The sequence below is a fragment of the Kineococcus sp. DHX-1 genome (genome assembly GCF_042473625.1).
Taxonomy (GTDB): domain Bacteria; phylum Actinomycetota; class Actinomycetes; order Actinomycetales; family Kineococcaceae; genus Kineococcus.
In genome coordinates, this window is the sequence record NZ_CP170445.1 from 3805791 (window position 1) to 3832499 (window position 26709).

A 26709-nucleotide genomic window follows, 5' to 3' on the forward strand; every position below is an offset into this window, starting at 1 on the left:
TCAGCTGCCCCCCGACGACGCCGCCGTCAGGACGGCGTGCGCCGCGCGGACCCGGTCGCGCCAGTGCTCGACGCGGTCCGCCGGTGCACGGAACCGCTGCAGCAGATCGGGATCCGCCGCCACGGCACCCACCGGGAGGGCCCCGTCGACGGGCAGGAGCGGGGCGGCGGTGACGTCGGCCGCCAGCAGGGCGGCCGTCCCCAGGCCGCAGGCGTGGGGCAGGTCCGGCAGCGCCGCGGCGAGGGCCGTCCCGGCGGCGATGCCGACGCTGGTGTCGAGGGCGGAGGAGACGACGACGGGCAGCCCGCACGCCTGCGCGACCGCGAGCGCCGGCCGCACCCCGCGCAAGGGCGCGACCTTGACCACGACGACGTCCGCGGCCTCGAGCCCGGCGACGCGCAACGGGTCCTCGGCCTTGCGGACGCTCTCGTCGGCGGCGAGCGGGACGACCGTGCCGGCGGCGGCCAGGCGGCGGCGCAGCTGCGCCATCTCCTCCAGCGTCGCGCACGGCTGCTCGGCGTACTCCAGGCCGAAGACCGCGAGCTGGCCGAGCGCACGCTCGGCCTCGTCCAGGCTCCACCCCGCGTTCGCGTCCACGCGGACCCGGCCCGTCGGGCCGAGGACGTCGCGCACGGCGGCGACGCGGGCGACGTCCTCGCGCAGCCGGGTGGCGGCGTCGGCCCCCGCCTCGGCGACCTTCACCTTCGCGGTGCGGCAGCCGGGGAAGGCGGCGAGGACGGCCGGGACGTCGTCGGCCGGGACGGCCGGCACGGTGGCGTTGACCTCGACGAGGTCGCGGCGCGGTGCGGGGAAGCCGTGCCAGGCCGCCTCGATCCCCGCCTCCAGCCAGCGGGAGGACTCCCGCGGCCCGTACTCCAGGAAGGGGGCGAACTCCCCCCAGCCGGCCGGTCCCTCCAGCAGGACGGCCTCGCGCTCGAGGATCCCCCGGAAGCGGCGGTGCAGCGGGAGCCGGACGACGTGGGCGCGCCCGAGCAGCTCCTCCAGGGCGGGCGGCTCGAGGGGCGGGACCTCGGGGAGGGCGGCGGGCACGGGGCCAGCATGGCGCGCGGACCGGCACGGCTGCCGCCGGGCCCGGGTCCTAGGCTCGGGGCGTGTCGGCCCTTCCCGGTGTGAGCGAGACCTTCGACCCCTCGGCGTGGGCGGAGGTGCCCGGGTTCGAGGACCTGCGGGACATCACCTACCACCGCAGCGTCGTGGACGGCCCGGCCCGCGGGACCGTCCGGATCGCGTTCGACCGTCCCGAGGTGCGCAACGCCTTCCGCCCCGCGACGGTCGACGAGCTGGCCCGGACCCTGGACCACGCGCGCCGCACCCCGGACGTCGGCTGCGTGCTGCTGACCGGCAACGGGCCGAGCCCGAAGGACGGCGGCTGGGCGTTCTGCTCCGGCGGCGACCAGCGCATCCGGGGCCGTTCGGGGTACCAGTACGCCCAGGGCGAGACGTCGGACACCGTCGACGAGGTCCGTGCCAAGGCGGAGGGCGGCCGGCTGCACGTCCTGGAGGTCCAGCGGCTCATCCGGTTCATGCCGAAGGTCGTCATCGCCGTCGTGCCCGGATGGGCCGCGGGCGGCGGGCACAGCCTGCACGTCGTCGCCGACCTGACGCTGGCCAGCGCCGAGCACGCCCGGTTCAAGCAGACCGACGCCGACGTCGGCTCCTTCGACGCGGGCTACGGCTCGGCCTACCTCGCCCGGCAGGTGGGGCAGAAGTTCGCGCGCGAGATCTTCTTCCTCGGCCGCCCCTACACGGCGCAGCAGGCCCACGAGATGGGCATGGTCAACGAGGTCGTCCCGCACGCCGAACTGGAGGCGACGGCGCTGCAGTGGGCGGCCGAGATCAACGGCAAGTCCCCCACCGCGCAGCGGATGCTCAAGTTCGCGTTCAACGCCGTGGACGACGGGATGGTGGGCCAGCAGGTGTTCGCCGGGGAGGCGACGCGGCTGGCCTACATGACCGACGAGGCCGTCGAGGGGCGGGACGCGTTCCTGGGCAAGCGCGAACCGGACTGGTCCCCGTTCCCCTGGTACTTCTGAGGCATCCCCTCAGGCGGTGAGCTTCGGCGCCAGCGGCGCCGACAGCACGTCCTCGATCTCCTCGACCGACAGCGGCCGGCAGTAGAGGTGCCCCTGGGCGAGGTGGCAGCCCATCTCGCGCAGGATCTCGGCCTGCTCGACGTGCTCGACGCCCTCGGCGACGATCGTCAGCCCGAGGGCCTGACCCATCTTCACCATGCCCTCGACGAGGGCGCGGGCGGTGGGTTCGGTCGCGATGTCGCGCACGAAGCTGCGGTCGATCTTGAACGAGGAGAACGGCCGGTGCCGCAGGTAGCCGAGGGAGGAGAAACCCGTCCCGAAGTCGTCGATCGTCAGCTGGGCCCCGGTCTCGGCGAGTTCGCGCAACCGGTCGACGGTGTCGTCGTCGATCATCACGGACTCGGTCATCTCCAGGTGCAGCCGGCACCCGCTGGCGCCGGTCTGACGCACCGCGGCGGCGACGCGTTCGGTGAAGTCGGGGTGGCGCAGCTGCACGGGCGAGACGTTCACCATGAGGTCCAGCCGGCGGCCGGCGTGCTGCTGGATCTGCGGGGCGTCGCGCGCCACCTGGCGCAGCACCGAGTCGCCGATGCCGACGACCGTGCCCGAACGTTCCGCGAGCCCGATGAACTCGTCCGGGCCGACGAGGGGTTCGACGGCGCCGCCGCGGTCGCGGCGCCAGCGGACGAGGGCCTCCAGGCCCACGACGGGGGCTCCGACGGCCCCGGAACCGGCGTGCTGCAGGTCGACGATCGGCTGGTAGTGCACGACGAACGCCTCGGCGGGCGCCTGCTGCAGGTCCTCGATCACCTGCAGGCGGGCGATCTCCTCCTCCAGCAGTTCCGGGCGGAACTCCACCCAGCGGTTCTTGCCCGTGGCCTTGGCCCGGTACATCGCGGTGTCGGCGTTGCGCAGCAGCGTCCCGACGTCGTCGCCGGGGCGGGCGCGGGACAGGCCGATGGACCCCTGGACGCGCAGGACGTGGCCACGCATCCGGACCTCGACGCGCAGGGCGACGAGCACGCGCCGGCACAGGCCCTCGACGTCGAGGCAGTCCGGCAGCAGCACGGCGAACTCGTCCCCGCCCAGCCGCGCCACGGTGCTGCCGCCGCGCAGGGTGTCGCGCAACCGGGCCCCGACGAGGCGCAGGAGTTCGTCGCCGGCCTCGTGGCCGAACCGGTCGTTGACGCCCTTGAAACCGTCGAGGTCGAGGTACAGGACGACGAGGCGGTCCAGCCGGCCGCCCTCGCGGGCCCGTTCGAGCTCGGTGGCCAGGTGCTCGGCGAACTGCAGGCGGTTCGGCAGGCCGGTGACGACGTCCCGGCGGGCGAGGCCGTGCATCTCCTCGCTGGCGCTGACGCGGAAGAACGCGGCCTCCCCGACGGAGGCGAGGGCCTCCAGGGCCTTCTCGTCGGACGCGCGCTGGTTGGGGTCCCGACGCTTGGGGGCGGTGATGTAGAGGACGACGCCGTCGCCCGCGACGACGGGGACGCCGATCTCGTCCTCGCCGGCCCCCACGGACCGCACCATCGCGGCGGGGGTCCCGGCGACCATCCGCGCGTGCTTCTGCAGGGCGCGCGCGAGGTCGGCGCGCCGGCCCTGGGTGTGCAGGGCCGTGGCCGCCTCGAACAGGGCCTCGGTGCGGCGGGCGACGTCACGGGTCTCCCGCATGGCGCGGGTGGCGACCATCGTGACGACCATCGGGATGACGAGGAGCAGGGCGACCCACCCCTCGAGCCGGTAGTACACGAGACCGCCCAGGTACCCGAGCCCACCGACGGCCACGCTCGTGCCCCCGGCCAGCCAGGTCCCCGTGTGCAGCAGTTCGCGACGCAGGCTCGTCCGCTCCTGGATCGCGACGGACACCGCCGAGACGACCACGTCGACGACGAAGACGGCGACCACGGCCGCGAAGACGGCCACGATCTCCGTGGGGGTCGGGCGCAGGGCGACCGCGAGGACACGGTCCGTGCCCTCGACCTGTCCGGCCACGCCGAAGGCGTCGAGCACGACGACCGCCACGGGCAGGAACAGCACCCCGATGCTGGCGTTGTAGACGCGGCTCACCCAGCGCTTGCGCTGCAGCAGGTTCGTCGGCACGACGCACAGGCACCAGGCGAGGGCCGCGGTCGTGGGGCGCTGGAAGCACAGCAGGAACACGAGGACGCCCACGTCGAACTGCACCTCGACGCCCGCGTGCTTGGTGTTGATCTGGAACGGGAACCGCGTCAGCAACTGCATCAGCGGGAACCCCACGACGATGCACAGGGCGAGTTCCCGCCACTGCAGCCCGGCCGGGGCGCTCGCGAAGAGGACCGCCGTCACCACGACCGTGGCGAGGGCGGCGAGCGTGACGGCACCGTCGAACAGGACGCTGGCCGTCCGCCGGCGTTCTCGCACGCCTGCGCTCATCAGCACCTCCCCAGCCGTCCACGACCGTCCCGGACGCCGTCATCCTGACACTCCGACACCGTGCGGTCACGCTCGATCAAGGATCAGCGAACTCCTTGCACCTGATCGGAGCAACCCGAGAACGACCCTGACCTGCAACGTCTCAAGCGCTGACGGGTCACCACGCAACGCAGTGGGAGCCGTCAGGCGCCGCGGACGTAGCCTGCGCCCGTGCGACCGCTCCTCCCCCTCGCCGTCCCCGCCGGCGAGGCCGTCCTGGACCTGCTGCCGACCCTCGCGCAGGCCCTGGCCGGCGAGCTCGACCACGCGCTGCTCCCCCACGCCGCCGGCGCGGCCCCCGACCCGGCGCTGCGCCCGGGGCAGCCGCTGGACGACGGGGAGGACGACCCCGCCGACCCCACCGCCGTCGTCGTCGCGACGTCGGGCTCGACGGGGACCCCCAAGGGGGCGTTGCTGCCCGCGAGCGCCCTGCGCGCCTCCGCGGCCGCCACCGCCGCGCGCCTGTCCCCCGGCCCGGGGGCCCAGCAGTGGGTCCTGGCGCTGCCCGCCCACCACGTCGCCGGGCTGCAGGTGCTGCTGCGGTCGGTGCGCGCCGGGACCGGTCCCGTCGTGCTGCCGGCCGGCCCGTTCACTCCCGAGGCCTTCGTCGCGGCGACCGCCGCGGCCACCGGGGCGCAGCTGCTGACCTCCCTCGTGCCGACGCAGCTCGTGCGGCTGCTGGACGCCTCTCCCGCGGTCGACTCCGAGCCCGTCGCCGCCCTGCGCCGTTACGCGGCCGTCCTCGTCGGCTCGGCCGCGACCCCGGCGCCGCTGCTGGCCCGGGCGCGGGCGGCGGGGGTGCGGGTCGTCACGACCTACGGGTCCAGCGAGACCTGCGGGGGGTGCGTCTACGACGGCCGGCCCCTCGACGGCGTCCGCGCGGAGGTCGAGCACGGGCGGCTCGTGCTGTCCGGCCCCGTGGTGGCGCGCGGCTACCGCGGCCTGCCCGGGCACCCGGCCTTCCCGGTGGTCGCGGGCACCCGCAGGTTCAGCACCGACGACACCGCCGAGGTCCGCGACGGGACGGTCCGGATCCTCGGCCGGGTCGACGACCTCATCACCACCGGGGGTCTGAAGCTGGCACCCGGGCTCGTCGAGGAAGCGCTGAGCGGGACGCCGGGCGTCGCGGAGGTCGTCGTCGTCGGGGTCCCGGACACCGAGTGGGGCCAGCGCGTGGTGGCGTGCGTCGTGCCGTCGGGGACGCCCCCGACGCTGGCCGACGTCCGCGAGCGGGTCGCCGGCGCCCTGGACCGCTGGGCCGCGCCCCGCCAGCTCCTGCTGCTGGCGGAGCTGCCGCTGCGGGGACCGGGCAAGCCCGACCGGACGCGGCTGCGGGCTCTGGCGGCGCAGGACGCCTGACGTCCCCGGTGGGGGATGCGGTCAGCGGGTGCGAAACTTGGGCATGACCCGCGTGGTGCCGACCGTGCTGATCCTGGCGTTCACCGTGTGGTGCCTGGTGAGCATCGTCCAGGCACCCGAGGGCGCCCTGCGGAACCTGCCCCGGTGGGCGTGGCTGCTGCTCGTCCTCTTCTTCCCCCTCGTCGGCGGCATCGCCTACGTCATCGCCGGCCGCCCCACCGACCAGCCGCCCCGCTCGTACGGGACGCGCCCGGCGCCGCGCGGTCCCGACGACGACGAGGAGTTCCTCCGTGGCCTGTGAGGGCCACCCCGTGAGCGGGGCGGTCCGGGCGGGTTGGCACGATGGACGCTCGTGTCCGACCCCGCGCCGCTCCCCCTGCCCTCCAGCCCGGTGACCCACCGGCGCGCCACCCCCCGGCAGTGGATCGCCGCCGCCCGGCCGCGCACGCTGCCCGCCGCGATCACGCCCGTCCTCGTCGGGACGGGGGCCGCCGCTGCGCTCGACGGGGTCGCCTGGGTGCCCGCGGTCCTCGCGCTCATCGTCTCGCTCGCCCTGCAGATCGGCGTCAACTACTCCAACGACTACTCCGACGGCATCCGCGGCACCGACGACGACCGCGTCGGGCCGTTCCGCCTCGTGGGGTCGGGTGCCGCGGAGCCGCGGCACGTCCGCGACGCCGCCTTCGCGTGCTTCGCCGTCGCCGGGCTCGCCGGCCTCGTCGTCGTGGCCCTCTCGGGGTCGTGGTGGCTGCTGCTCGTGGGCGCCGCCAGCGTCGCCGCCGCCTGGTACTACACCGGCGGCAAGCGCCCCTACGGCTACGCCGGTCTCGGCGAGGTGTTCGTCTTCGTCTTCTTCGGCCTCGTCGCCGTCATGGGCACCACCTACGTCCAGGCCGGGCGGATCGGGGGCAGCGCCGTCGCGGGCGCCTTCTGCGTCGGGTTCCTGGCCTGCGCGATCCTCGTCGCCAACAACCTGCGCGACGTCCCCACCGACGCCCTGGCCGGCAAGCGAACCCTCGCGGTGCGCCTCGGCGAGCAGCGCACCCGGACGCTCTACGCGGTCCTCGTCGTGGGCGCGTTCGTCGCGGCCCTGACGACGGTCCCGTGGCACCCGTTCGCGGCCCTCGTCCTGCTCGCCGGGGTCCTCGCGCAACGGCCGCTGCGCACGGTCCTGGGCGGCGCCACGGGCCGCGACCTCATCCCCGTCCTCAAGGACACCGGGCAGCTCGAGCTGCTCGCCGGGGCGCTGCTGGCGCTGGGGTTGGCCCTCTGACCAGCGCTGTGACTGGCGGGGCGACCCGGGGCGCGGGACAGTGCGCCCATGGGTGAGATCCGTGGCTGAGACGCGTGGCGACATCGACGTGTGGGCGGACGGCGAGCACCGCTACCGCGCGGTCCTGGAGACGGCGGCCGGGCAGCGCACCGAGCACGTGGTGACCAGCGACGGCGAACTGCTGGAACGCATCCACGCGACCGACGCCGAGGAGCCCTTCCTCGTCCGGCGCGTGCTGGAGGTGCTGCTCGACACCGTCGAGACGTCCGGCGGCGAGGTCCCCGCGGTCGTGGACCTGCGCGAGCTCGACCGCGAGCGTCCCGACCTGCTGCCGAGCGTGCCGCTGCGCTGAGGCGCCCCGCAGGCGACCCCCGTGGTCACCAGGCGGTGAGGGTGCGCTCGACCCCCAGGGCGCGCCACCGCAGCTCGACCTCCACCAGCGGAGCCGAAGGCCGCGGCGCGAGCCGGAAGACCCGTTCGGCCGACCGCGTGGGGCGGGCGTCCGTCTCGTAGGCGCTTCCCTCACCACCGACGAGCAGCGGGTACCGGGGCCGCCAGTCCTCGCCGCCGTCCGTGGTGCCCTGCGCCCAGGCCTGCCGTGACGACGCGGTGTCGACGCTGGTCCCGTCGGCGAACCGCAGGACGAGGTGGAGGCGCCTACCACCGCCCACCGGCTCACCGAAGGCCTCGGCCTCGTCGAAGAGGTCGGACGCGACGTCCAGGCCGCCGGGGAGAAGGTGCTGCACGTCGAGGCGGAAGACCGTCTCCAGAGCCGACTCCTGAACTCTCGTCAGGTTGACCGAGGCGACGGACGAGGAACCGACGAGGGCGTGGGCGCGCATGCGCGCACCCTGTCCTGGAGGTCCGACACGACGGCCGGAACCGTCAGCGGTCCTCGGCGGCGTTGTCCTCGTCGACGCCACGGGCGAAGCGCGACTTCTTGGCGGTGCCGTTCTGGCGGGCGTCGATGCGCCCGTCGATGCGCTGCTGCAGGGCGCTGGCCATCTGCTCGCGCTGCCGGCGCAGCAGGACGAGCGAGAGCAGCACGGAGACGACGGCGGCGATGAGGATCGCCAGCCAGCCGACGGCGCCGGCCTCACGGGCGACGACGAGGCACAGCACGAAGATGCCGAGCCGCAGGACGGTGTAGCGGAGCGTCACACCCATGCGTCAGACCCCCGCGTAGGAGTGCAGGCCGGGGAAGAAGATGTTCACGACGAGGTAGTTGAAGAGCATGCAGGCGAAGCCCAGCACCGACAGCCAGGCCGCGCGCTTGCCGTCCCAGCCGCGGGTCGCGCGGGCGTGCAGGTAGGCGGCGTAGACGACCCAGATGACGAACGTCCACACCTCCTTGGAGTCCCAGTTCCAGTAGCGGTTCCAGGCCACCTGCGCCCACACCGCACCGGCGATGAGGGTGAACGTCCACATGACGAAGGCGACCGCGTTGAGGCGGAACGCGGTGCGCTCCAGCTCGACCGAACCAGGCAGGGCGTCCATGAAGACCCCGCCGGGGCGCCCGCCGGCCGCGCGGCTCGCGTCGCGCTTCTGCTGCACGAGCTGCAGCACCGTCGCGGAGAAGCCGAGGGTCGACAGCGCCGTCGCCAGGATCGCGACGAAGACGTGGATGATCAGCCAGTAGCTGTCCAGGGCCGGGACGAGCTGGGCGGCCTCGACGTAGAAGCTGCGCAGGGCGATGCCGAGCGTCGCGAGCACCGGAGCGGCCACGAACGTGCCGAGGTAGCGCGCGTCGCGCCCCCCGCCGAGACCGGCCTTGTGGGCCCGCAGGACCGCGACGAGGTACCCGACGGCCACGACGCACGAGCCCGTGAGCGCGAACTCGAACATGTTGCCCCACGGCACCCGGTGCACCGACAGCCCGCGCGTCACGACGGCGCCCAGGTGCAGCAGCGTCGCGACGACGAACAGCGATGTGCCGACGGCGGCAGCGCGACGGCGGCGCGGCGTGGCGGGACGTTCCAGGGTCGCCGTCGTGCCGCCGGCGGCGGACTGCTGGGCGACCGCGGCACGGCGGGCCTCGCGGGACTTGATCTCCTTGGCGCCCTCGGCCAGGTCGCTCGCGTAGGCGATGAAGGAGAACAGGTACGCGGTCATCCCGCCGTAGAGCAGGACGTTGCTGACGTTCGCGATGTTCTCGTCGACGGTCACGGTCTCTCCTCGGGCACGTGCACTGAATGCTCATGGTCCCCCACCGCGGGGGGTGGTGGCGAACCACCGGCTTGCCCGGACGGCTCCGGGTCGGGCTCCGGCTCGCCCAGGGACTCGCGCAGGCGGCGCAGGACGCCCTCGACCTCCTCGGCCAGGCCCGCGTCGTTGCCGCGGGCCAGCCCGCCGACCTGCACGACGGTCCCGGCTCCTCCCCCAGCGGCGGACGCCTTGACCCACACGCGGCGACGGGGCAGGAACAGGGACAGGATCAGCCCCGTCGTGGCGAGCAGCGCGAAGACGAGCGCGGCCGTCTGCCCGGGGGTGTAGCGGACGTCGAAGCTGGCGAAGCGCTCGATGCCGGCGAACTCCACCGACCCGAGCCCGTTCGGCAGCTGGACGGTGTCGCCGGGCTTCAAGGTCAGGGGGAAGGGCTGGCCGTCAGTGCCCTGGACCTGCGTCATGCGCGAGGTGTCGAGCGTGTAGACGTTCTGGGCCACCCCGTCGCCGAGGCCGAGGTCACCGGTCCACACGCGCGCCACGAGCAGTGGGCTGGCGGTGTCGGGGAACGCCGAGACCGGCTCGCCGGCCGCGTTGACGGTCGCCGTCGGCAGGAACACACCCTGGATCCCCAGCTGCACGGGCTTGCCGTCCGCGTCGACCGCGTCGGGCACCTTCACCACGCCGGTGGAGTCGTAGTTCGAGGTCTGCGGCAGGAACGGGGTCGCCCCGTCCTGCACGACGTTGCCCTGGCCGTCGCGCACGACGACGACGGGCGCGTAGCCGTTCCCGGACAGCGAGATCTGGGTGTGCCCGACCTTCCCCGGGTGGTTGACCTTGATCGTCTCCCGACGCGGCGTGTCCCCCGGCTCGTCCGTCAGCTCGACCGACGCCGCGAACCGGCGGGGCTCACCGATCTGCGACGTCTGCTGCGCCTCGAAGGCCACGTCCATCGAGTCCAGCTTGAGCGTGAACGGCGGGACGTCGTCGATGGTCGACCAGGTGCCGCCGGAGAAGCTGTCGAGCTGGGTGCCGACCATCGTGCCGCCGGTCGTGACGATCCGCTGACCCGAGTAGGAGAACAGCGAGCTGGACGCGATGGCGACCAGCAGGCCCACGAGCGAGAGGTGGAAGAGCAGGTTGCCGCTCTCGCGGTGGTGGCCCTTCTCCGCCGCGACCGATCCGTCGCGCCGCTCGACGCGGAAGTGGCGCTTGGCGAGCACCGTGCGGGCGACCTCGAGCACCTCCGCCGGTGGCGTCGAGAGCGTCGCCTCGCGGTGCTCGGGCAGGCGGTCCAGCCGCGCCGGGGTGCGTGGGGGCTTGGAGCGCAGCGACCGCCAGTGCACCGAGACGCGCGGGAGCACGCAGCCGATGAGGGAGATGAACAGCAGCAGGTAGATCGCCGAGAACCAGACCGACGAGTAGACGTGGAACCCCTGCAGCCGCTCCACCCACGGGCCCGCGGTGGGGTGGTCGTCCATCCACGTCGCGACGCCCGACGGGTCGTTGTTCTGCTGCGGGAACGTCGAACCGGGGACCGCGGCGACGGCGAGCAGCATGAGCAGGAACAACGCCGTGCGCATGCTCGTCAGCTGCCGCCAGCAGTACCGCAGGAACTCCAGCGGCTTCATCTCCGAGGCGAGCTCGCGCTGGGGCTTGCGGCCAGCCTCACGACCGGCCTCGTCGCGGTAGGCGTCGCGGAGGTCGTCGAGGTGCGTCTCGTCGGTGCGGGCCATCAGAGCATCACGTCAGATCACCGGTTGGAAGTTGGAGACGAGGTGGACCTGCAGCCAGCTCACGAGGGGCTGGAACTGGTTGGTCGCCAGCAGGGCCCCGATCACGATCAGCAGGACCGCCCCGAAGCGGTCGATGGCCACGCGGTGCCGGCGCAGGACACCGAGCACCTTCATGCCGCGGCCGTAGGCGAGGGCGACGAGGATGAACGGGATCCCCAGACCCAGGCAGTAGACCAGGCTCAGCCCGGCAGCGCGGTCACCGCGACCGGTGGTCAGCGCCATGGCCGAGATGGCCGCGAAGATCGGCCCGATGCAGGGTGTCCACCCCAGGCCGAAGAGGGCCCCCAGGAGCGGTGCACCGACGAGGCCGGCACGCGGACGCCAGCGCACCTTGAACTCCCGCTGGGCCCACAGCGGGGACAGCAGCAGCAACAACCCGCCGGCGATGACCGCGACGCCCACGACGCGCTGGAAGGCTTGGGCGTACCGCAGTCCGTACAGCCAGCCGCCGACGCTGCCGGCGGTGAAGCCGATGAGGACGAACACGACGGAGAACCCCAGCACGAACAGCGAGGCGCCCAGGAACATCCGCCCGCGCCGCTGCTGCTCCAGCCCTCCCCCGGACAACCCCGTCACGTAGGCGAGGAACCCCGGGACCAGCGGCAGGACGCACGGCGACAGGAACGACACGAGCCCCGCGAGCGCCGCCAGCGGCACGGCCAGCAGCAGCGGTCCGCTCTGGACGTACTGCGGCAGGGTCGTGGCCGTCGCCAGCGCGGACGTCATGCGGGGGCACTCGTCGCGGTGGCAGAGGGACTGGCGGCCGGGGCGGCGCCAGCGTCGTCGAGCATCCCGGACAGCGTCAGCTGCCGCACGATGCCGGACGCTCGCGAGGCCACCCGCCCCTCCGTGTCCAGGACGAGTGTCGTCGGTGTGGCCTGCGGGGAGTAGGTGCGCAGGGCCAGCATGGCGGCACCGGAACCGCCGTCGAGGACGGAGGGGTAGGTGATGCCGAAGCTCTTCTGGAACGACTCGGCGATGGCGGCCGTGTCGTAGGTGTTGATGCCCAGGAACTGCACGTTCCGGCCCTGGTACTCCTGCCAGACGGCCTCCATGTCGGGGGCCTCCTTGCGGCACGGTGAGCAGCCCGCGAACCACGTGTTCAGCACGACGACCTTGCCGCGGTACTGCGACAGGTCCACGGTCGAGCCGTCGACGGCCGTCCCCGTGAACTCGACCGGGTCCTTCCGCTCGGCCGAGGCGAAGCGGACGACGGTCCCGTCGCCCTCGATGTAGTTCTGCCCCTGCGACTGCGGCAACCCGTCGCCCCCGCCGCAGCCGGCCACGACGAGGGTCGAGACCGCCGACAGGGCCGCGACCCCGAACGCCCTGCGCGACAGCGCCATCAGGCCCCCGGAACCGGATCGGCGCCGATCAGCAGGTCGGCCGCGGGTTCGGTGTACGCGACGGAGACCAGCGTGCGACCGGAGAACTCCAGCGAGGTCACCGAGGCGAGCGCGCACTGCCGCCGGCGCGGGTCGTGCACGAGCGGGCGACCCTCGGCGCGCAGCCGGGTCACCCAGACGGGCAACTGGTGGCTGACCAGCACCGACTCCCGTCCCGGGAACGCGTCCCGCACGTCGCGGACCACGGCGGACATGCGTGCGACCTGCTGCTCGTACGGTTCGCCCCAGCTGGGCTGGAACGGGTTCCACAGCCGCGGCCACACGCGCGGGTCGCGGATCGAACCGGCGCCGTCGGTGACGCGGTGACCCTCGAAGCTGTTGCCCGCCTCGATGAGCCGGGCGTCCGTGCCGAGGTCGAGGTCGTGGGTGCGCGCGACCGGCGTCGCGGTCTCCTGCGCACGCTGCAACGGGGACGCCGTCACCGAGGCGATGTCGTGGTCGGCGAAGAATTCCCCGAGGCGGGTCGCCATCCGCTGCCCGCGGTCGGACAACCGGAAACCGGGCAGCCGGCCGTAGAGCACGCGCTCGGGGTTGAACACCTCGCCGTGCCGGACGAGGTGGACGGTCGTGCGTGTCGCGGTGCTCACAGCGAACCCCTCCCCTGCGCCGCGGCGCGCGCGGCCCCCGGCAACGCGTCCAGGATCCGGCCGATCGCGTCCTCGTCGTGGCTGGCGGACAGGAACCACGCCTCGAAGGCGCTCGGCGGCAGGTGCACGCCCGCGTCGAGCATGGTGTGGAAGAACGCGCGGAAGGCGCCGAGGTCCTGCTGACGGGCCTCGTCGTAGTTCCGCACCGCGTCGAGCTCGGTGAAGAAGACGCTGAACATGGAGCCCGCGGTGTTCACGACGTGCGGGACACCCGCCTCCGACAGGGCGGCGCTCGCGGCGTCGCGCACGGTGGCCGCGTTCGCGTCGACCGCGGCGTAGACCTCCGGGGTCGTGCCGCGCAGCGTGGCGAGGCCGGCGGCGGTCGCGATCGGGTTCCCCGACAGCGTGCCCGCCTGGTAGACGGGACCGGCCGGCGCGAGGTGGGCCATGACGTCGGCCCGGCCGCCGAACGCCGCAGCCGGGAAGCCGCCGCCCATGACCTTGCCGAAGGTCAGCAGGTCGGGGGCGTGCTCGAGCCCGAGGCCCTCGTAGCCGTACCAGCCCGCGGCGCTCACGCGGAACCCCGTCATCACCTCGTCGGAGACCAGCAGGGCACCGTGCTCGCGCGTCAGGCGCCGCAGCAGCGCGGTGAACCCGGGCTGCGGGCGGACGACGCCCATGTTCCCCGCGGCGGCCTCGGTGATGACGCAGGCGATGCGGTCGCCGTGCTCGCGGAAGACGCCTTCGAGCGCCTCGGGGTCGTTGTAGGGGATGACGAGGGTGTCGGCGGCGGCCGCTCCCGTGACGCCGGGGGTGTCCGGCAGCGCGAACGTCGCCAGACCCGAACCGGCGCTGGCCAGCAGGGCGTCGACGTGCCCGTGGTAGTGCCCGGCGAACTTCACGACGACGGGACGGCCGGTGAAGCCGCGGGCGAGCCGGATGGCGCTCATCGTCGCCTCGGTGCCGGAGCTCACGAGGCGGACCTGCTCGACCGGCTCGACCCGGGAGACGATCTCCTCGGCCAGCAGCACCTCGCGCTCGGTGGGCGTCCCGTAGGAGAAGCCGTCGAGCACGGCGGCCTGCACGGCGGCGAGGACGTCGGGGTGCGCGTGGCCCAGGATCATCGGCCCCCAGGAGCACAGCAGGTCGACGTACCGGCGGCCGTCCACGTCCGTCAGCCACGGCCCCTGCGCGGAGGCGACGAAGCGCGGCGTGCCGCCCACGGCCCGGAAGGCCCGGACGGGCGAGTTCACCCCACCGGGGATGACCGCGGCAGCGCGCTCGAACAGGACGGCCGAGCCAGCGGCGGGATCGGAGCCGGAGGAGGTCGTCGGGGCAGGCGTCGACGCGGTCACGGGCCCCAGTGTCGCAAGCTTCCGTGGGTGCGAGTGCCCCAGGGGCGTCTACGACGGCGTGTCGGAGGTCGAGCGTGACGGACTTCACGTCGCGCGGCCCCCTCACCCGGTCGGCGCATCCCGTCCCCGCGCTGAGCGACCCCTCAGGTCCACCACAGGTACCAGCCCGTCCGCCCCGTCCGCCGGCAGGTGCGGGGCGCGATGACCTGCGGCCCGCCGTCGGCGTCCTCCAGGCCGAACCAGGCCTGCACCGACGACCAGAACGCCCGGCACTCGCACCCCGTCTCCGAGCACGGACCGTCCTCGTCGAGGAGGCGGAACTCGTCGAGCTCGGGGTGGTCGTAGACGACGATCCCCTCGGCGGCGATCCGCTCGTCCGGACGGCAGGGTGGGACCAGGTAGCCGTGGACCTCGACCTCCTGGGGGTGCCCGACCGCCGCGACGAGCACCGACCCCAGGCTCGGGGCGGCGTTCTGCTTGTCCCGCAGGTGACCGGCCGGAACGCGGTGCAGCAGCGCGGCGGCCGCGGTCCAGGGCAGGTCCCGGAAGCGGGCGACGTCGCCCGGGTGGCCGGGCCGTCCGAGCACGTAGGGCTCCACGACGTCGAGGAGGTCACCGGTCCAGCTGGGACGGCCGTCGGCGAGGCGGCGCCAGCACTGCTCGAGGGTCTCCCGGGACCGGGGACGGTCGGTCGTGGAGGGCGCGGGCGTGGTGTCGAGGCTCATGCGACGACCCTGCGCCGACGAGGACTCCCCCGGCACCGCGCGTCGGGCCGCTGTGGACGACACGCCGCCGCCTCGAGCCTGGGGGTCCCGGGACGACACGGGCGCCCCCTGTCCACACCCGGGGGAGGACACTCGGCGTGTGCGAGAGATCACGGACGAGGACGAGTTGCGGCGGCTCGTGGGCGACCCGGTGCCGCAGGCACTGGCCAAGGAGCGCGACCACCTGCACGAGCTGGACCGGGCGTGGCTGGCGGCCTCCCCGTTCTGCCTGCTCGCGACCTCCGCCCCGGACGGGACGTGCGACGTGTCCCCCCGCGGCGACCCGCCCGGTTTCGTCCAGGTCCTCGACGACCGGACGGTCGCGCTGCCCGAGCGGCCGGGGAACCGCCGCGTCGACGGACTGCGGAACGTGCTGGGCAACCCCCACGTGGGGCTGATCAGCCTGCTGCCCGGCCGCGGCGACAGCCTGCGCATCAACGGCCGTGCCCGGCTCGTGACGGACGCCCCCTTCTTCGACCGCATGGTGGTCAAGGGGCACCGCCCCCTGCTCGCGGTGGTCGTCGAGGTCGAGCAGGTCTTCTCCCACTGCTCCAAGGCGTTCCTGCGCTCGCAGCTGTGGGACCCGGCGACCTGGACGCCCGAGGCCGCCCCGCCCCGGGCGCAGCTGGCGAAGACCTTGGAGCGCCCCGAGACGCCGTTGGAGGAGCTGGAGCGGTACTACGGGCCGAGCTACGCCGAAGGGCTCTACCGCAGCTGACACCCGCGGCGCACGGGACCGGGTCCCGGAGGTCGCGAACGGACCCGCCGCGCCGCCCGCACTGCCACGCTCGACGGACCACCGGGCCAGGGAGAAGGAGGAGGACCGTGGACGACACCGCCGGGTGCTTCGAGGAGGGTCACTGCCGCAGCGCGGGTCGCGCCACCCTGGCCGGGGCCGGGTTCGGAGCGGCCGGGGGCGCGCTCACCGGGTCCCTCGCCCTCCTGGGCGACGCCGACCTCCACCTCAGCGCCGAGCTCTTCTTCGGCGGAACCGGCGGAGCCCTCGTCGGCGCCGTCCTCGGGACGGTGGTCGGGACCACCGGCGGGTGCCTGGCGGCGCGTCTGGCCGCCGACGGCCGCGACCGCGCGGCCCGGACCGCGCTCGCCGTCGTGGCCGGGGTCCTGACCGCGCTGACGGCGCTCGCCTTCCTGACCGTTGAGGTGCCGGCGCTCGGGCAGGCCCTGTTGGCCGGCGGGGTCGCGGCCGGACTGGCCTGGGTGGCGGCTCCCTGGTGCCTGCAACCGGCGGCGCGGTCGTGACCGGCCGGATCGGCCGCGGACTGCGGGAGGTGGCCCTCGAGCTGGGCTTCGCCCTCGTCCTGGTGCTCGTCGCCGAGGCCGTGCACCGGGGCACCGGCTGGGCCCGCCTCTGGTGCCTGTTCGCCGCGCTCGTCGTGGGGCACGGGGGACGCGCCGTGCTGGCCCGTCGGCACCGCCTCCGCGACGCGCAGCGGTCGACGTCGCTACCGTTCCAGCATGTTCCGTGAACCCGGCCTCGGCGGCCTCGTCGCGCTCGGCGTCCCGCTGCTCCTCTGGGCTCTGGGGCTGGCCGTCACGGCCTACGTCGTGTACCGCGCCGTGCGGGCGGGGGTCCGGGACGGCATCCGCTCCGCCCGCGACGACCGCGGCCCCGGCCCGGACCCCTTCCGCTGAGGCCCGTCAGCCCCAGGACGGCGCCGAGGCCAGGGGCTGGTTGAAGCGGAGCTGGTTGCCCGAGGGGTCGCGCACCCCGAAGTCGCGCACGCCGTAGTGCTGGTCGACGGGCTCGGAGGTGATCTCGGCACCGGCCGCGGACAGCTTGTCGTGCAGCGCGTCGACGTCGTCGGTGGTGAAGACCAACCGGGACATGAGCCCCTTGGCCAGCAGGTCCAGGGCGGCGTCGCGGTCGGACTGCGGGGCGTCCGGCCAGGACTGCGGCGTCTCGAGGACGACGTGGACGTCGGGCTGGTCGGGCGGGGTCACCGTGACCCAGCGCATGCCCTCGTAGGAGACGTCCTGGGTGACCGCGAACCCGAGCTGGTCGCGGTAGAAGCCCAGGGCCTCGTCGTGGTCGTGGACGGTGAGGAGGACGTTGGTGACCTTCAGCATGGGGACGACGCTAGGTCGGCGGTGCCCTCCGGCGCTTCTCCGATCCTGACCGGTCGGGACGCCCGCGCGAGGACGCAACTGGGGATGGCGGCGGCGGCGGAGTGGTCGCGGGCGCGGTAGGCGCTGGGGCTCTCCCCCACCAGCCTCGTGAAGCGCGCGCTGAACGACCCCAGCGACGAGCAGCCGACGGCGAAGCACGCCTCGGTCACCGAGACGTCGCCCCGGCGCAGCAGCGCCTTGGCCCGCTCGATCCGCCGGGTCATGAGGTAGTCGTACGGCGTCACGCCCCAGGCCGCCTTGAAGCTGCGGGAGAAGTGCCCCGGCGACATGAGCGCCTGGCGGGCCAGCACGGCGACGTCGAGCGGCTGCGCGTGGTCGCGGTCGATCCGGTCGCGGACGCGCCGCAGGCGGACCAGGTCGTCGCGGGACGGGGGCACCCGTCGAGTGTGGCGCAGCCCGTACGACTCGTCCACGACGGCAGCAGCGCTAGCGTCGAGGCGTGACGGCCCACCCGGATCTCGCGTTCTCCCCCGACGGCACGTTCCGCGTCGTGCAGTTCAACGACACCCAGGACTCCCACACCCCGGACGAGCGGACGGTCCAGCTCGTCGAACGCGTGCTGGACACCGAGCGTCCCGGGTTCGTCGTCCTCAACGGCGACGTCGTGAACGGCGACATGACGACGGCCGAGCAGGTGCGCCGGGCCTACCACCACGTCGTCGCGCCGATGGAGGAGCGCGGCGTCCCGTGGGCCGTCACGTTCGGGAACCACGACGCCGACTCGGCCCCCGTGACGGGCATGACGGCCGAGCGCACCGCCGAGTTCCTGCGGACGTACCCGCACCACGTCGGCGGCACGGCGCCGGGGGTGAGCGGGGGCTCCAACCAGGTCGTGCGCCTGCGCTCCGCGCGCGGGGACGCGACGGCGTTCGCGCTGTGGCTCCTGGACTCGGGCCGGTACGGGCCGGCCACGCTCGGCGGGCAGTTCGTCGCGGTGGAACCCTACGAGACGATCCACGCCGACCAGGTCGCCTGGTACCGGCGGACGTCGATCGAGCTCCAGGGGTCCGCACCCGAACCGGTTCCCGGGCTGATGTTCTTCCACATCCCGCTGTGGGAGTTCCGCCACCTGTGGTTCGGCTCCCCCACCGAGGCCTCGGAGGAGGCGCACGCGGCCGCCGTCGCGAAGCACGGCATCGTCGGTGAGCGGAACGAGGAGGAGGCCACGGCCCCCTTCAACCCCGGCCTGTTCCACGCGGCGCTGGAACGCGGCGACGTCAAGGGCATGTTCTGCGGCCACGACCACGTCAACGACTACTCCGGGGACTACTTCGGCATCCAGCTCGGCTACGGCCCCGGGTCGGGGTTCGGCGCGTACGGGTTGCCGGGTGACGACGTCCACCGGCTGCGCGGGGCGCGGGTGTTCGAGCTGTCGCAGGACCACCCGGGTGTCTTCGTGGGCACCCGGGTGGTCCGCGCCGCCGACCTGGGCATCGACCTGTCGCCGGAACCCCGGCGGCTGCCCGACGTCCCTGCCGGACTGTCCTAGCGCGACAACGCGAAGACCGTCGTGGTCCGGTACTCCTGGCCCGGCCGCAGGACGGTCGAGGGGAAGTCGGGTTCGTTCGGGGAGTCCGGGAAGTGCTGGGTCTCCAGGGCCAGTCCGTCGCCCTGGCGGTAGGTACCGCCACCGGACCCGACGAGGGTCCCGTCGAGGAAGTTGCCCGAGTAGAACTGCAGTCCGGGTTCGGTGGTCGAGATGCGCAGCGTGCGGCCGCTGCGCGGGTCGTGCAGGACGGCGACCTCCTCGAGCCCGGCCTCGCTCCCCCGGTCCAGGACCCAGTTGTGGTCGTACCCCTTGGCGAACAGCAACTGCTGGAACGGCTGCCGGATCCGCGCCGCGATGCGGGTCGGCTGCCGGAAGTCCAGCGGGGTGCCGGCGACGGGGGCGAGTTCCCCGGTCGGGATGAGCGTGCTGTCGACAGGTGTGTAGCGGTCGGCGTGGATCGTCAGCTCGTGGTCCAGGACGCTGCCGGTCCCCTCCCCGGCGAGGTTCCAGTAGGTGTGGTTCGTGAGGTTCACGACCGTCGCCGCGTCCGTCGTGGCGCAGTAGTCCAGGGTCAGCTGCCCGAACCGGTCGAGGGTGTAGGTGACCTCGACGTGCAGGTTGCCCGGGAAGCCCTGGTCACCGTCGGGGCTGTCGAGGGCCAGCCGGACCCCGACCTTCCCCTGCTCGGTGACGGGGGTCGCCTCCCACAGGCGCTTGTCGAACGAGTCGGTGCCGCCGTGCAGGGTGTTCGTGCCGTCGTTGAGCGGCAACTGGTGCTCCACGCCGTCGAGCGTGAACTTCCCGCCCGCGATGCGGTTGCCGTACCGGCCGATGAGCGCGCCGAAGTACGGGCCGGGGTTGTTGCCCGCGAGGTAGCCCTCGAGGTCGGAGAACCCGAGCACGACGTTGCGGACGCGGCCGCGCTGGTCGGGGAACTCCAGGCTCTGCAGGATGCCGCCGTACGTGATGACGCGGGCGGTCACCTCGCCGTTGGTGAGGGTCCAGCGTTCGACGTCGCGGCCGTCGGGCAGCGTGCCCCAGTACTGGGTGGACAGGTCGGGTTCGGCGGCGAACGCCGGCGTGGCGGTGGCGCCGACGAGCGCCGCGGCGCCGGTGGCGGCCAGGACGACGGCTCGTCGGGACGGGGTGAAGGTCATGCGGACTGCTCCTCCTCGAGCTCCGGTGTGGCCCCTGCGCACTGTGGGGCGCCTGAGACGGTAGGTGCGACCGGTGGCCCGCGTCAACGATCTGGTGGGAGCGCTCTCAGCGCGCCCAGATCGGTGCCCGTCGCCACGGCGTCGCACCCCGGGTACCGGCCTCAGCGTCTGGCACCTCCTCGTCAGACCTGGCGGCGCGCGGGCACGGGCGGTTGGGCGGGCTCGTCCGGGTGTCGAACGCCGTGCTGGCCAGCTGGCGCTCGGTGAGGTCCAGCACCTCCGTGGCCAGGTACCCCGCGGTTCCTCGCTCCAACTGCCGGGCACGCGCGATTCCGGCGGCCGCGAATTCCTACACGGCCTCGTGGGCGGCCGGGTAGGACACGCGCAGAACCCGCTCGACCGTTCGCGCCGTCACGACCGGCGCTTCCGGCAGCAGAGCGAGGAGCCGCGCCGTGGCCGAGTCCGCGCGAGGCACCTCGCGCCGACCGCCCCCCGTGCGGTGACGGGCCGGCCGTCCGTCCCCGTCGACGCGCAACTCCCTGACCGCCGCGACGAGCGCGCTGGCCTGCTCGACGGCGACCGCAGCGGCCTCCGCGAAGGTGGCGATCCAGGACTGCGTTCCCGCTACGGCCGCTGGACCGTCGGGCGCCCCCTCGAAGCGGAACCTTGCTGCTCGACGCATCGAGGCGAGGTTGACCCCTCGAACCTTCACGGACTCGCGGCTCGTGCAAGGATCAGCCCGTCACAGCCACTCGCGCGCGGCCTCCAGCGCCCAGTAGCTCAGCACGATCTGCGCCCCGCCCCGCCGCAGAGCGAGCAGCGACTCCAGCGCCACCCGCTCCCGGTCGATCGCGCCCGCCTGCGCGGCGAACTCGACCATCGCGTACTCCCCCGACACCTGGTAGCTCGCGACGGGCACGTCGGCGACGTCGGCCACGGCGCGCAGCACGTCGAGGTAGGGAAGACCGGGCTTGACCATGACCATGTCGGCGCCCTCGTCGAGGTCGAGCCGCACCTCGCGCAGCGCCTCGGAGACGTTCGCGGCCGGGTCCTGCTGGTAGGTGCGACGGTCGCCCTTGAGCTGGGAGTTCACGGCCTCGCGGAACGGACCGTAGAAACCGCTCGCGTACTTCACCGCGTACGCGAAGAGGGCGACGTCGTCGTAGCCGCCGGAGTCCAGGACGCTGCGCAGCACGCCGATCTGGCCGTCCATCATCCCGCTGGGCCCGAGGACGTGGGCGCCCGCGGCCGCCTGGGCCAGCGCCATCGACGCGTACCGCTCGAGGGTGGCGTCGTTGTCGACGCGGCCGCGGTCGTCGAGGACCCCGCAGTGGCCGTGGTCGGTGAACTCGTCCAGGCACAGGTCGGCCATGACGACGAGGTCGTCGCCCACGGCGTCCCGCACGTCCCTCAGCGCGACGTTCAGTATGCCGTCCGGGTCGTCGGCGCCCGAACCGGTCGCGTCGAGGCGCTCCGGGACACCGAACAGCATGATCCCGCCGAGCCCGGCCGCCGCGGCCTCCTCGGCCGTCGCCACCAGCGACTCACGGGTGTGCTGCACGACCCCCGGCAGCGTGCGGACGGGCTGGTCCTGTGTGATCCCCTCCCGCACGAAGACGGGGAGGACCAGGTCCCCCGGGTGCAGGTGCACGTCCGTCACCAGCCGGCGCATCGCCGGGGTGGAGCGCAGACGGCGGGGACGGACGGGCAGCTGCACCACGGGGGGCACCTCTCCAGCGCGCGGGCGCGCAGTTGCTTCAGCGCGCCCGGCGGCGCGCGGACGACTTCTTCTGGCTGGGCCGCAGGACGGGTTCGCCCGCCTCCACGGCGCTGGCCCGCAGACCCTGGCCGTAGCCCGCGAGCGCTTCGACGAGCGCGTCGGCGCTCGGTTCGGCGGCGAGGACGTCGACCCGCAGGCCGTGCTCCTCGGCGGTCTTGGCCGTGGCCGGGCCGATGCACGCGACGACCGTCGAGGGGTGCGGCTTGCCCGCGATCCCGACGAGGTTGCGCACGGTCGAGCTGGACGTGAAGACGACCGCGTCGAACGCTCCCGTCTTGATGGCGTCGCGCACGGGCGCGGCGGGCGGGGCGGCGCGCACGGTCCGGTAGGCCGTGACGTCGTCGACCTCCCAGCCGTTCTCCTGCAGGCCCGCCACGAGGGTGTCGGTGGCGATGTCCGCGCGCGGCAGGAAGACCCGGTTGATGGGGTCCAGGACGTCGTCGTAGGGCGGCCACGCCTCCAGCAGCCCGGCGGCCGACTGCTCGGCCTCGGGCAGCAGGTCCGGCTCGATCCCCCACTCGCGCAGGGCGTCCGCGGTGACCCCGCCGACGGCGGCGACCTTGAGGCCGGAGAACGCGCGGGCGTCGAGGCCGTACTCGGTGAACTTCTCCCGCACGGCGCGGACGGCGTTGACCGAGGTGAACCCGATCCACTCGTAGCGACCGGTCACGAGGCCCTTGACGGCCTTCTCCATCTGCTGCGGCGTGCGCGGCGGCTCGACGGAGATGGTCGGCACGACCTCGGCGGTGGCGCCGTGGTCCGACAGGCGCGTCGTGATGCCGCCGGCCTGCTCCTTGGTGCGCGGGACGAGGACGCGCCAGCCGAACAGCGGCTTGGTCTCGTACCAGCTGTTCTGCTCGCGCAGCGCGACGACGTCGCCGACGACGGCGGTCGTGGGCGAGCCGTCGATGACGGTCGCGGCCGCCTCGAGCGTGCCGAGGGTGGCGGTGGTCGTCGTCTGCGTCGTCGTCGTGCCGTGCGAGGTCAGCGCGACCGGCGTGGCCGGGGACCGGCCGGCCGCGAGCAGCCCGCGGGCGGCGGCGGCGATGTCGTCACCGGTGCCGAGGACCACGACGGTGGCGTCGGCGTCGGCGTGGCGGGACCAGTCCAGCGTCCGGCCCGCAGGGTGCACGACGTTGACGCTCGACGTCGACGGCGTGGTCATGGGGACGCCGGCGTAGGCGGGCACGGCGTTGACGGCCGAGACGCCGGGGACGACGTCGAAGCCGACCCCGGACTTGCGGCAGGCCGCGACCTCGTCGACGAGGCCGGTGAACGTCGAGGGGTCGCCGTCCATGAGGCGCACGACGCGGCCACCGGCCTTGGCGGCCCGCACGACGAGCTTGGCGCGCGCCGCGCGGGTCAGGGGCTGACCGTCCTCGCCGAAGCCGGCGTCGAGCACCTCGACGCCGGTGCGGCCGAAGCGGGCCACGAGGTCCTCGCGGCTGGACTGGTCGAGCACGACGACGTCGGCGGTGCGCAGCAGGTCGACGGCGCGCACGGTGAGCAGACCCGGGTCGCCCGGGCCCGCGCCGACGAAGGAGACGTGCCCGAGCTCCTTGTCGGCCTTCGTGGCGCGGTCCCTGTCGCCGGCCTTGTCCTTGCGGACCGACCCCTTCGCCGACGTCCTCTTCGAGCGGGGCTGCGCGGGCACCTCGTCGCGGTTCTTCCCCGCGTCGACCACCTCGGTCAGGACGCTCACCTCGGGGGCCACCGCCACCTCGACGACCGGCACCTGCTCCGGGTCGGCGACGAGGGGGCTGTTCGTCATCGTGCTCACGAGCCACTCTCCGGATCGGGACGTGGACCGTCGTCCGGACGGTCCTGGGGGTGGTTCTCCGACGAGACCTGCGGTCCGTCGCCGTGGTTTCCAGCGGGTGCACCGGGTCTTGACGCGGGGGGGCTCTCGGGACGACGACCGGTCACCGAGGCCCCCGAGAGCTCGTGGGCCAGCAGGTCGCGGGCGACGTCGGCACCCAACGTACGCGCGGAGGCCTCGTCGGCGACAGTCGCGAACGGCAGGGCGCGGCGCACGAGGGCGCCGTCGGCGTCCTGGACCGCGACGTGGAGGACGCCCGCGCTGGCGTGCGCCCCGACGGGCGCGGAGCAGCCGGCCTCCAGCGACGCCAGCACCTGGCGCTCGGCGGCGACGGCCCGGCGGACGGCGGGCGCGTCCAGGCGGGCCAGCGCTGCGAGGACCTCGTCGTCGTCGGCGCGGCACTCCACCGCCAGCGCGCCCTGGCCGGGGGCCGGGACGAAGGTGCCGGGGTCGAAGAACTCGCTGACCTCGTCCGAGCGGCCGATCCGGGCCAGCCCGGCAGCGGCCAGGACGACGGCGTCGAGCTCGCCGGAGGTCACGAAGCCCACGCGGGTGTCGATGTTGCCGCGGATGGCGACGACGTCGAGGTCGGGCCGCAGTGCCAGGAGCAGCGCGTGCCGGCGGGGCGAACCGGTGCCGACGCGGGAACCGCTGGGCAGCTCGGCCAGCGTGCGCCCGCCCGCGGCGACGAGCGCGTCGCGCGCGTCCTCCCGCTCGGGGACGGCGGCCAGGGCGAGCCCGTCGGCCGGGGCCGTGGGCAGGTCCTTGAGGGAGTGCACGGCGAGGTCGACCTCGCCCGCGAGCAGGGCGTCGCGCAGCGCGGAGACGAAGACCCCCGTGCCGCCGATCTGGGCCAGCGGCGCGCGGTTGACGTCGCCGTGCGTCGTCACCTCGACGAGCTCGACCTCGGACCCGTTGCTGCGCAACAGGTCCGCGACCCAGGAGCTCTGGGTGGTCGCCAGCGCGCTGCGGCGGGTGCCGAGCCGGAGCGCACGCGTCACGACACGCGTCCCACGGCGTCGGCGACGGTGCCGGACAGCGGGGCGTCGCCGGGCAGGGCCCCGCCGCGGGCGCGGTCGGGCCCGACCTCGAGGTCGAACAGCGCCCGCAGGGCGGCGGCGTACCCGACGCCGCCGGGCGACTCGGCGAGCTCCTTCACCCGCACGGTCGGGGTGTGCAGGAGCTTCTCGACGATGCGGTGCACCGTGCGGTCCACCTCGTTGCGGGCGGCGTCGTCGAGGTCGACGCGGCTGGTGAGCCGGCGCATCTCGACGTCCACGACGTGGCGGGCCTGGGCGCGCAGCGCGACGACCGTCGGGGCCACGTCGGCCGCCCGCAGCGAGGCCGCGTGGGCCGCGACCTCCTCGGCGACGATGGCGCGCACCGAGCGCAGGTCGTCGGCGACGGCGGTGCTGGCGAGGTCGGTGCCGAGGGCCTCGAGGTCGGCCAGGTGCACCCCGCGCAGCGTCGCCACGTCGGGGGCCACGTCGCGCGGCAGGGCCAGGTCGGCGACGAAGAGCGGCCGTTCCGGGCGGTCCAGCAGGGCGGACGCGACGGTCGCCACGTCCAGGACGTGCCCGACGGCACCCGTGCAGCTGGCGACGAGGTCGGCGGCGGCCACCTCGGAACGCAGGTCCTCCAGGCCGACGGCCCGGCCGCCGATGGCCGCGGCCAGGCGCTGGGCGCGGTCCGGCGTGCGGTTGGCGACGACGACGTCGAGGCCGGCGCGGGCGAACGTCGTCGCGACGAGGGCGCTCATGGCGCCGGCACCGACGACCAGGGCGCGCCGGCCCGCGAGCTCACCGCCGACGACGGCGGCGGCGCGGGTCATCGCGGCGTCCACCAGGGAGGCGCCCGCCGCGTCCAGCCGGGTCTCGGAGTGGGCGCGCTTGCCCACGCGCAACGCGTTCTGCAGCAGCCGGTCCAGCGTCCCGCCGGCCAGCCCGCGGTCGTGCAGGTCGCGCAGCGCGAGCCGCAGCTGGCCGAGGATCTGGCTCTCCCCCACGGCCATCGAGTCCAGCCCGCAGGCGACGCGGAAGAGGTGCTCGACCCCGGCGTCCTCGTAGTGGACGTAGAGCTGCTCGCCGAGCTCGTCGACCCCGAGGCCGATCCGCCGGCACAGCGCGTCGCCGACGTCGGCGACACCGCCGTGGAAGCGGGTGACGTCGCAGTAGAGCTCGACGCGGTTGCACGTCGACAGCACGAAGACCTCGTCGACGTGCGGCGACGCCGACAGCGAGGCCACGACCTCCCCCGCGGCGACGGCGTCGAAGCTGGCGCGCTCGAGCACGCCGAGGGACGCCGTCCGGTGGGACAGGCCCACGACCATGAGGGCCACTCAGACCACCTCTCCGACACGTTCGGTCACTGGTTCAGCCACGCGCGCCAGGGTCGGCACGCGGGAGGCGCGCCGCTGGGCGTGGAAGGCGAGGATCTGCAGCTCCGAGGCCAGGTCGACCTTGCGCACGTCCACGCCCGCGGGCACGCGCAGCACGGTCGGGGCGAAGTTCAGGACGCTCCGCACCCCGGCGGCCACGAGCCTGTCGCAGACGGCCTGGGCGTGCTCGCCGGGGACGGCGAGGACGCCGATGGTCTCGCCGGGGCGCACGACGTCGGGCAGCTCGGCCAGCGGACGGACGCGGACGCCGCCCACGACCTCGCCCACCACGTGGGCCCCGTCGTCGAAGAGGCCGACGACGCGGAACCCGCGGCTGGCGAAGCCGCCGTAGCCGGCGAGCGCGTGGCCGAGGTTGCCGATGCCCACGATGACGACGTTCCAAGGGGTCGTCTGCCCGAGGTGGTCGGCGATCTGCCGGTGCAGCTCGGCGACGTCGTAGCCGACCCCGCGCGTGCCGTAGCTGCCGAGGTGGGAGAGGTCCTTGCGCAGCTTGGCCGACCCGACGCCGACGGCCTCGGCGAGCGCCTCGGAGGAGACGGTCTGCAGCCCGCCCTCGGCCAGGACGGACAGCGCGCGCAGGTACTGGGGCAGCCGCGCCACGGTCGCTTCGGGGACGTCGACCGTCCCCACGTCGTCCTCGTCCACAGCGGTCAGACCAGCATCCTCGTACGCGTCGCTCGGGTCCGGGAGAACCCGGGACCCCTGGTCGT

Annotated in this window: 30 protein-coding genes; 10 read left to right on the forward strand and 20 right to left on the reverse strand. The window is 74.2% G+C overall.

Going from position 1 to position 26709, the window contains the following annotated elements:
- Entirely contained in the window at positions 1–1050 is a 1050-nt protein-coding gene (locus ACFEMC_RS18245; protein ID WP_380170937.1) for an o-succinylbenzoate synthase, read from the reverse strand.
- A gap of 62 nt (positions 1051–1112) precedes the next feature.
- Between ACFEMC_RS18245 and ACFEMC_RS18250 the strand changes: the two genes are divergently transcribed.
- The gene (locus ACFEMC_RS18250; protein WP_380170938.1) at positions 1113–2054 is read left to right on the forward strand and encodes a 1,4-dihydroxy-2-naphthoyl-CoA synthase; all 942 of its coding nucleotides are present in this window, start codon (positions 1113–1115) and stop codon (positions 2052–2054) included.
- Between the two features lie 9 nt (positions 2055–2063).
- Here ACFEMC_RS18250 and ACFEMC_RS18255 read toward each other — a convergent pair whose 3' ends face one another.
- Complete coding sequence (locus ACFEMC_RS18255; RefSeq protein ID WP_380170939.1) at positions 2064–4466, reverse strand: putative bifunctional diguanylate cyclase/phosphodiesterase; 2403 nt, start codon at positions 4464–4466, stop codon at positions 2064–2066.
- Positions 4467–4676: 210 nt separating this feature from the next.
- On the opposite strand from ACFEMC_RS18255, the gene menE reads away from it, so the two are divergent.
- From menE to ACFEMC_RS18275, 4 genes are all read left to right on the forward strand, one after another.
- A complete protein-coding gene (menE, locus tag ACFEMC_RS18260) occupies positions 4677–5864 on the forward strand; it encodes an o-succinylbenzoate--CoA ligase (protein ID WP_380170940.1) in 1188 nt (395 codons plus the stop codon).
- Between the two features lie 64 nt (positions 5865–5928).
- On the forward strand, positions 5929–6165 hold the full coding sequence (locus tag ACFEMC_RS18265; RefSeq protein ID WP_380170941.1) for a PLDc N-terminal domain-containing protein: 237 nt from the start codon (positions 5929–5931) through the stop codon (positions 6163–6165).
- A gap of 51 nt (positions 6166–6216) precedes the next feature.
- Positions 6217–7137, forward strand: coding sequence for a 1,4-dihydroxy-2-naphthoate polyprenyltransferase (locus ACFEMC_RS18270; protein WP_380170942.1), 921 nt, complete (start codon positions 6217–6219; stop codon positions 7135–7137).
- Between the two features lie 61 nt (positions 7138–7198).
- A complete protein-coding gene (locus ACFEMC_RS18275) occupies positions 7199–7489 on the forward strand; it encodes a hypothetical protein (protein WP_380170943.1) in 291 nt (96 codons plus the stop codon).
- Between the two features lie 25 nt (positions 7490–7514).
- Here the strand turns inward: ACFEMC_RS18275 and ACFEMC_RS18280 are convergent, their stop codons facing one another.
- The 9 genes from ACFEMC_RS18280 to ACFEMC_RS18320 all read right to left on the reverse strand — a co-directional run bounded on the left by ACFEMC_RS18280 (position 7515) and on the right by ACFEMC_RS18320 (position 15169).
- Positions 7515–7979: a hypothetical protein gene (locus ACFEMC_RS18280; RefSeq protein WP_380170944.1), complete on the reverse strand. Its 465-nt coding sequence runs from the start codon at positions 7977–7979 to the stop codon at positions 7515–7517.
- 43 nt (positions 7980–8022) lie between these two features.
- Positions 8023–8304, reverse strand: coding sequence for a DUF4229 domain-containing protein (locus ACFEMC_RS18285; RefSeq protein WP_380170945.1), 282 nt, complete (start codon positions 8302–8304; stop codon positions 8023–8025).
- Between the two features lie 3 nt (positions 8305–8307).
- Positions 8308–9303, reverse strand: coding sequence for a c-type cytochrome biogenesis protein CcsB (gene ccsB, locus ACFEMC_RS18290; RefSeq protein ID WP_380170946.1), 996 nt, complete (start codon positions 9301–9303; stop codon positions 8308–8310).
- Positions 9300–11036, reverse strand: coding sequence for a cytochrome c biogenesis protein ResB (locus ACFEMC_RS18295; protein ID WP_380170947.1), 1737 nt, complete (start codon positions 11034–11036; stop codon positions 9300–9302). Before ACFEMC_RS18295 ends, ccsB begins: the two co-directional genes overlap by 4 nt.
- A gap of 12 nt (positions 11037–11048) precedes the next feature.
- A complete protein-coding gene (locus ACFEMC_RS18300) occupies positions 11049–11822 on the reverse strand; it encodes a cytochrome c biogenesis CcdA family protein (protein WP_380170948.1) in 774 nt (257 codons plus the stop codon).
- Positions 11819–12442, reverse strand: coding sequence for a TlpA family protein disulfide reductase (locus tag ACFEMC_RS18305; protein ID WP_380170949.1), 624 nt, complete (start codon positions 12440–12442; stop codon positions 11819–11821). The genes ACFEMC_RS18300 and ACFEMC_RS18305 overlap by 4 nt, the downstream gene beginning before the upstream one ends.
- A complete protein-coding gene (locus tag ACFEMC_RS18310; protein WP_380170950.1) occupies positions 12442–13089 on the reverse strand; it encodes a histidine phosphatase family protein in 648 nt (215 codons plus the stop codon). Before ACFEMC_RS18310 ends, ACFEMC_RS18305 begins: the two co-directional genes overlap by 1 nt.
- Entirely contained in the window at positions 13086–14444 is a 1359-nt protein-coding gene (gene hemL / locus ACFEMC_RS18315) for a glutamate-1-semialdehyde 2,1-aminomutase (protein ID WP_380170951.1), read from the reverse strand. Before hemL ends, ACFEMC_RS18310 begins: the two co-directional genes overlap by 4 nt.
- A 143-nt stretch (positions 14445–14587) precedes the next feature.
- A complete protein-coding gene (locus ACFEMC_RS18320; protein ID WP_380170952.1) occupies positions 14588–15169 on the reverse strand; it encodes a hypothetical protein in 582 nt (193 codons plus the stop codon).
- Positions 15170–15308: 139 nt separating this feature from the next.
- Between ACFEMC_RS18320 and ACFEMC_RS18325 the strand changes: the two genes are divergently transcribed.
- From ACFEMC_RS18325 to ACFEMC_RS18340, 4 genes are all read left to right on the forward strand, one after another.
- On the forward strand, positions 15309–15926 hold the full coding sequence (locus tag ACFEMC_RS18325) for a pyridoxamine 5'-phosphate oxidase family protein (RefSeq protein WP_380170953.1): 618 nt from the start codon (positions 15309–15311) through the stop codon (positions 15924–15926).
- 107 nt (positions 15927–16033) lie between these two features.
- Positions 16034–16468 carry a hypothetical protein gene (locus ACFEMC_RS18330; RefSeq protein WP_380170954.1) on the forward strand — a complete coding sequence of 145 codons (435 nt, stop codon included), beginning with the start codon at positions 16034–16036 and terminating at the stop codon, positions 16466–16468.
- Positions 16441–16695: a hypothetical protein gene (locus tag ACFEMC_RS18335; protein WP_380170955.1), complete on the forward strand. Its 255-nt coding sequence runs from the start codon at positions 16441–16443 to the stop codon at positions 16693–16695. Before ACFEMC_RS18330 ends, ACFEMC_RS18335 begins: the two co-directional genes overlap by 28 nt.
- Positions 16685–16861: a hypothetical protein gene (locus tag ACFEMC_RS18340; protein ID WP_380170956.1), complete on the forward strand. Its 177-nt coding sequence runs from the start codon at positions 16685–16687 to the stop codon at positions 16859–16861. Before ACFEMC_RS18335 ends, ACFEMC_RS18340 begins: the two co-directional genes overlap by 11 nt.
- 6 nt (positions 16862–16867) lie before the next feature.
- On the opposite strand, the gene ACFEMC_RS18345 is transcribed toward ACFEMC_RS18340, so the two are convergent.
- Together ACFEMC_RS18345 and ACFEMC_RS18350 are read right to left on the reverse strand one after the other, a co-directional pair.
- The gene (locus ACFEMC_RS18345; RefSeq protein ID WP_380170957.1) at positions 16868–17296 is read right to left on the reverse strand and encodes a VOC family protein; all 429 of its coding nucleotides are present in this window, start codon (positions 17294–17296) and stop codon (positions 16868–16870) included.
- Positions 17290–17733, reverse strand: a complete 444-nt coding sequence (locus ACFEMC_RS18350; protein ID WP_380170958.1) for a helix-turn-helix transcriptional regulator — start codon at positions 17731–17733, stop codon at positions 17290–17292. The genes ACFEMC_RS18345 and ACFEMC_RS18350 overlap by 7 nt, the downstream gene beginning before the upstream one ends.
- 62 nt (positions 17734–17795) lie before the next feature.
- On the opposite strand from ACFEMC_RS18350, the gene ACFEMC_RS18355 reads away from it, so the two are divergent.
- Positions 17796–18845 (forward strand): metallophosphoesterase family protein, encoded by a 1050-nt coding sequence (locus ACFEMC_RS18355; RefSeq protein WP_380170959.1) that lies wholly within the window; start codon positions 17796–17798, stop codon positions 18843–18845.
- Here the strand turns inward: ACFEMC_RS18355 and ACFEMC_RS18360 are convergent.
- The 7 genes from ACFEMC_RS18360 to ACFEMC_RS18390 form a co-directional block, all read right to left on the reverse strand.
- The gene (locus tag ACFEMC_RS18360) at positions 18842–20002 is read right to left on the reverse strand and encodes an aldose epimerase family protein (protein WP_380170960.1); all 1161 of its coding nucleotides are present in this window, start codon (positions 20000–20002) and stop codon (positions 18842–18844) included. The genes ACFEMC_RS18355 and ACFEMC_RS18360 overlap by 4 nt on opposite strands.
- Positions 20003–20351: 349 nt before the next feature.
- Positions 20352–20714 (reverse strand): hypothetical protein, encoded by a 363-nt coding sequence (locus ACFEMC_RS18365; protein WP_380170961.1) that lies wholly within the window; start codon positions 20712–20714, stop codon positions 20352–20354.
- A 30-nt stretch (positions 20715–20744) separates the two neighbouring features.
- A complete protein-coding gene (gene hemB, locus ACFEMC_RS18370) occupies positions 20745–21722 on the reverse strand; it encodes a porphobilinogen synthase (protein WP_380170962.1) in 978 nt (325 codons plus the stop codon).
- A gap of 37 nt (positions 21723–21759) precedes the next feature.
- Positions 21760–23553: a uroporphyrinogen-III synthase gene (locus ACFEMC_RS18375; RefSeq protein ID WP_380176873.1), complete on the reverse strand. Its 1794-nt coding sequence runs from the start codon at positions 23551–23553 to the stop codon at positions 21760–21762.
- A gap of 5 nt (positions 23554–23558) precedes the next feature.
- The gene (gene hemC, locus ACFEMC_RS18380; RefSeq protein WP_380170963.1) at positions 23559–24602 is read right to left on the reverse strand and encodes a hydroxymethylbilane synthase; all 1044 of its coding nucleotides are present in this window, start codon (positions 24600–24602) and stop codon (positions 23559–23561) included.
- On the reverse strand, positions 24599–25939 hold the full coding sequence (locus ACFEMC_RS18385) for a glutamyl-tRNA reductase (RefSeq protein ID WP_380170964.1): 1341 nt from the start codon (positions 25937–25939) through the stop codon (positions 24599–24601). Before ACFEMC_RS18385 ends, hemC begins: the two co-directional genes overlap by 4 nt.
- Positions 25940–26644: a redox-sensing transcriptional repressor Rex gene (locus tag ACFEMC_RS18390; protein WP_380170965.1), complete on the reverse strand. Its 705-nt coding sequence runs from the start codon at positions 26642–26644 to the stop codon at positions 25940–25942.
- Positions 26645–26709 lie beyond the last annotated feature (65 nt).

Bases quoted from the DNA above. Each gene is read 5' to 3' on its own strand.
- ACFEMC_RS18255 (WP_380170939.1), bottom strand. From the start codon at position 4,466: ATGAGCGCAGGCGTGCGAGAACGCCGGCGGACGGCCAGCGTCCTGTTC.
- ACFEMC_RS18320 (WP_380170952.1), bottom strand. From the start codon at position 15,169: ATGAGCCTCGACACCACGCCCGCGCCCTCCACGACCGACCGTCCCCGG.
- ACFEMC_RS18340 (WP_380170956.1), top strand. From the start codon at position 16,685: ATGTTCCGTGAACCCGGCCTCGGCGGCCTCGTCGCGCTCGGCGTCCCG.
- ACFEMC_RS18375 (WP_380176873.1), bottom strand. From the start codon at position 23,553: ATGACGAACAGCCCCCTCGTCGCCGACCCGGAGCAGGTGCCGGTCGTC.
- ACFEMC_RS18295 (WP_380170947.1), bottom strand. From the start codon at position 11,036: ATGGCCCGCACCGACGAGACGCACCTCGACGACCTCCGCGACGCCTAC.
- ACFEMC_RS18305 (WP_380170949.1), bottom strand. From the start codon at position 12,442: ATGGCGCTGTCGCGCAGGGCGTTCGGGGTCGCGGCCCTGTCGGCGGTC.
- ACFEMC_RS18345 (WP_380170957.1), bottom strand. From the start codon at position 17,296: ATGCTGAAGGTCACCAACGTCCTCCTCACCGTCCACGACCACGACGAG.
- ACFEMC_RS18300 (WP_380170948.1), bottom strand. From the start codon at position 11,822: ATGACGTCCGCGCTGGCGACGGCCACGACCCTGCCGCAGTACGTCCAG.
- ACFEMC_RS18280 (WP_380170944.1), bottom strand. From the start codon at position 7,979: ATGCGCGCCCACGCCCTCGTCGGTTCCTCGTCCGTCGCCTCGGTCAAC.
- ACFEMC_RS18360 (WP_380170960.1), bottom strand. From the start codon at position 20,002: ATGACCTTCACCCCGTCCCGACGAGCCGTCGTCCTGGCCGCCACCGGC.
- ACFEMC_RS18285 (WP_380170945.1), bottom strand. From the start codon at position 8,304: ATGGGTGTGACGCTCCGCTACACCGTCCTGCGGCTCGGCATCTTCGTG.